The sequence below is a fragment of the Rhodovulum sp. genome, assembly GCF_011048875.1.
Taxonomy (GTDB): Bacteria; Pseudomonadota; Alphaproteobacteria; order Rhodobacterales; family Rhodobacteraceae; genus Rhodovulum; species Rhodovulum tesquicola.
In genome coordinates, this window is sequence record NZ_DSDD01000057.1 from 1 (window position 1) to 3,002 (window position 3,002).

Sequence of the window (3,002 nt, forward strand, 5' to 3'; positions counted from 1 at the left end):
AGAACGCCAAGGCGCGCGCTGCCATCGAGGCACGCGGCGCCGAGTTGCGCTTCCTGCCTGCCTATTCGCCAGACCTCAATCCGATCGAAATGGTATTTGCCAGGCTCAAGGCCCTCGTCAGAAGCGCCGCCCCGAGATGCGCTGACAGCCTCTGCAGCGCCATCGCTTCCGCACTGACTGCCTTCAAGCCGAAGGAATGTGCGCGCTATCTCCGGCACGCAGGATATGCTTCAACTTGATCGGAAACAACTCTAATCCTCCGGCGATACCCGCCCGCGCAGCGTCTTGACCTCGCCGCGCTCCTTCTTGGCCTTCACGCGGCGTCGTTTCGAGCCCAGCGTGGGCCGCGTCGGCACCCGGCGTTTCGGCGGGTCCAGTGCCGTGCGGATCAGCTTGGCCAGCCGTTCGCGCGCGATCTCGCGGTTGCGCGCCTGGCTGCGGGTCTCTTCCACCCGGATCAGCACAGCCCCCTCCAGCGTCCAGCGCCGCCCGGCCAGCCGTTTCAGCCGCGCCTTGACCGGATCGGGCAGGTTCGGCGAGCGCGCCGCCTCGAAGCGCAGATGGACCGCGGTCGAGACCTTGTTCACGTTCTGCCCGCCCGACCCCGACGCGCGCGAGAAGACCTCGGTCAGTTCCCAATCCTCGATCGCGATCTCGTCGGTGACGCGCAGCATGCGGCAAGAGTGGGGCAGATCCCCGGAATTGGAAAGGGCCGCCATAGCAGGCGGCCCCGAGAGCCAAGGAGATGGGCTGGTTAGAGCGACCGGCCCAATCGGAAGCGTCCAGCCTTCGGGGCTGCCCTCAGGCTACGGCCCTCCCGACTGTTCCAACACCTCTCTCCAATCTCACTCCAGACACTGGACCACCTCCCTTCTGCTGTTGCCGTCGAGATCAGCCTGCCACAGATTTGGTGTATGTCCAGTTAATTCACGCAATCTGTGCCATCAGCCGCCCAACAATAAGGCGGAACGGGACCAATGCGATCAAGGCGAGGGCAAGTTTGACAGCCCAATCCGCCACCGCAAGCGACATCCAGAGCGGAACGACCGGCCCAAGCCCCAGCAGCGGCAGCGCCTCGTTCGCCCAGCCGACATCGTTCGCGGGCTCGATCACGCTCAGCCAGGCCGAGAAGGCGATGGTGAAGAACAGCGCCGTGTCCACGGTCGAGCCGATCAGCGTCGAGGCCAGCGGCGCACGCCACCAGCGCCCCTCGCGCAGCCGGTCGAACACCGCCACGTCCAGAAGCTGCGCGGTGAGGAAGGCCAGGCCCGAGCCCAGCGCGATGCGCAGCGTCACCAGCGGGCCGAACTCGCCGGTGATCTGGGTGCCGACAAACGAACAGGCCACTCCCACGACGAACCCCGTGAACACCACGCTCCGCGCCGCCGCCACCCCGTAGACGCGGTTCATCACGTCGGTCACCAGGAAAGCCAGCGGATAGGTGAACGCACCCCAGGTCAGCCATTGGCCGAACAGGAATTGCACGAGGATGTTCGAGGCCACCACGATGGCGGCCATGGCAAGGATGCCGGGAAGCGGGCGGGTCATGGGCATGTGTTCCGTTTTGGCAAGGTCGCGGAGACTTGGCCCGCCGGTCTGCGGCGGACGCGGTTTCCTAGCCCTCTTCCGGCGCTCTGACAATCCGGTATTCGAGGATCTCGTTGCGCCGCAGGGCAAGGCCGGTGCGTCGGCCACCAGCATCAGCCGGGCCGCACCATCCGCGCCCCCAGGCCGAAAGAGCTTTCTTGCCGACCCGCCGATAACTCCGGCAGCACCGCCCCGCTGCGAAATCTGATCGCTGCCGCGGCCTCCCTTTCGAGAAGGTGGAACCGGCCAGCCGGTCCGAAGCCCGCCGCGACGGGATTGACCCGGTCGCGCCCGATCAGGCTGAAGGAATGCACCCGGCCTTTGCCCGCATGCGCGTCCACCGCCGTTCCGTGCCTCCCGATCCGCCGCGGCGGCACGAAGCGGCAAACCGGCCCGCCACCCGCATCGACAATCGCCTCTGCCAGCCCACAAGGCGCAGCAATGGCCCCGGCGCCGGGCTCAGTCCGCGGCCAGCACGTTGCGGCACTGTGCGGGCAGATCGGCGAGGGTGTATTCCCGTGGGTGCCGCTGTTTCCGGGCAGGGGGCGGTTTCGTGCCGGGACGCGCCTTGGGCGGGTCGAGATACTCTGTCACCCACCATGTCAGCGTCTCGTCGCAGCCGTTCCCGCCCCTCGACAGGTCAGCGACCGTGGGGCGCTGGGTTTCGCAATGCCGATCCCCCGCGGGACATTTCAGGCGGACGTGGAAATGCGTGTCATGCCCGTAAAGCGGCCGGATCTTCTGGAGCCAGGGGGTATCGGCCCGGGTCGCGGTCTTGCACAGCTCGATCTTGACGGGGGGCGTCACGAAGATGCGGTCCACCGCCGGATCCATCGCCGCGGCCCGCAGGATCGCGGCATGCGCGCGGGTATAGTTCCCGTTCACCCTGCGCTGATCCTGGCTGCGCACCGAGATCGAGGATATCTTCTCGCGCTCGGCCCGGCTCAGGTTCAGCCGCCGGGGCGGCAGCATCCAGATGTCGATATCCAGCCCGATCTGGTGCGAGGAATGGCCCGATGTCATCGGCCCGCCGCGCGGCTGGCTGATATCGCCGATGTAAAGCCCCGGCCAGCCATGGCGTGTGACCTCGGCGCTGAACCTGCGGATGAAGGCGATGGTTTCGGGATGGCCCCAGTTGCGGTTGCGCGACAGACGCATCGCCTGCCATGTCGGCCCCGTCTCGGGCAGTTCGACCAGCCCGGCCGCACAGCCCCGCGCATAGCTGCCGATTGCCGCGGGCTGCTGCTTCGAAGGGCGCGCCTTTGCACCGAACAGCGCGCTTGCATTGGGCTCGGCCGCGGCCGGGACTGCCAGCGCCAGCCCCAGGATCAGCCCGGTCAGGATGCGTGCCATCTGTCCTCCCGTTCGCCATCTGCCCGCACGAAGACTAGCAGACCAAGGCCGATCAGGAAAAG

The 3,002-nt window shown here is 67.2% G+C and carries 4 protein-coding genes and 1 pseudogene; 1 reads left to right on the forward strand and 4 read right to left on the reverse strand.

What is annotated here, in order from left to right:
• Positions 1-123, forward strand: a pseudogene (locus ENN83_RS01920) (transposase); the annotation flags it as partial.
• A gap of 128 nt (positions 124-251) precedes the next feature.
• Here ENN83_RS01920 and arfB read toward each other — a convergent pair.
• The 4 genes from arfB to mepA form a co-directional block, all read right to left on the reverse strand.
• Complete coding sequence (arfB, locus tag ENN83_RS01925) at positions 252-674, reverse strand: alternative ribosome rescue aminoacyl-tRNA hydrolase ArfB (protein WP_287183409.1); 423 nt, start codon at positions 672-674, stop codon at positions 252-254.
• A 253-nt stretch (positions 675-927) separates the two neighbouring features.
• The gene (locus ENN83_RS01930; protein ID WP_287183412.1) at positions 928-1,548 is read right to left on the reverse strand and encodes a queuosine precursor transporter; all 621 of its coding nucleotides are present in this window, start codon (positions 1,546-1,548) and stop codon (positions 928-930) included.
• Positions 1,549-1,700: 152 nt separating this feature from the next.
• Positions 1,701-1,928, reverse strand: a complete 228-nt coding sequence (locus ENN83_RS01935; protein ID WP_287183415.1) for a hypothetical protein — start codon at positions 1,926-1,928, stop codon at positions 1,701-1,703.
• Between the two features lie 118 nt (positions 1,929-2,046).
• Positions 2,047-2,940, reverse strand: coding sequence for a penicillin-insensitive murein endopeptidase (gene mepA / locus ENN83_RS01940; protein WP_287183418.1), 894 nt, complete (start codon positions 2,938-2,940; stop codon positions 2,047-2,049).
• Positions 2,941-3,002: the final 62 nt, after the last annotated feature.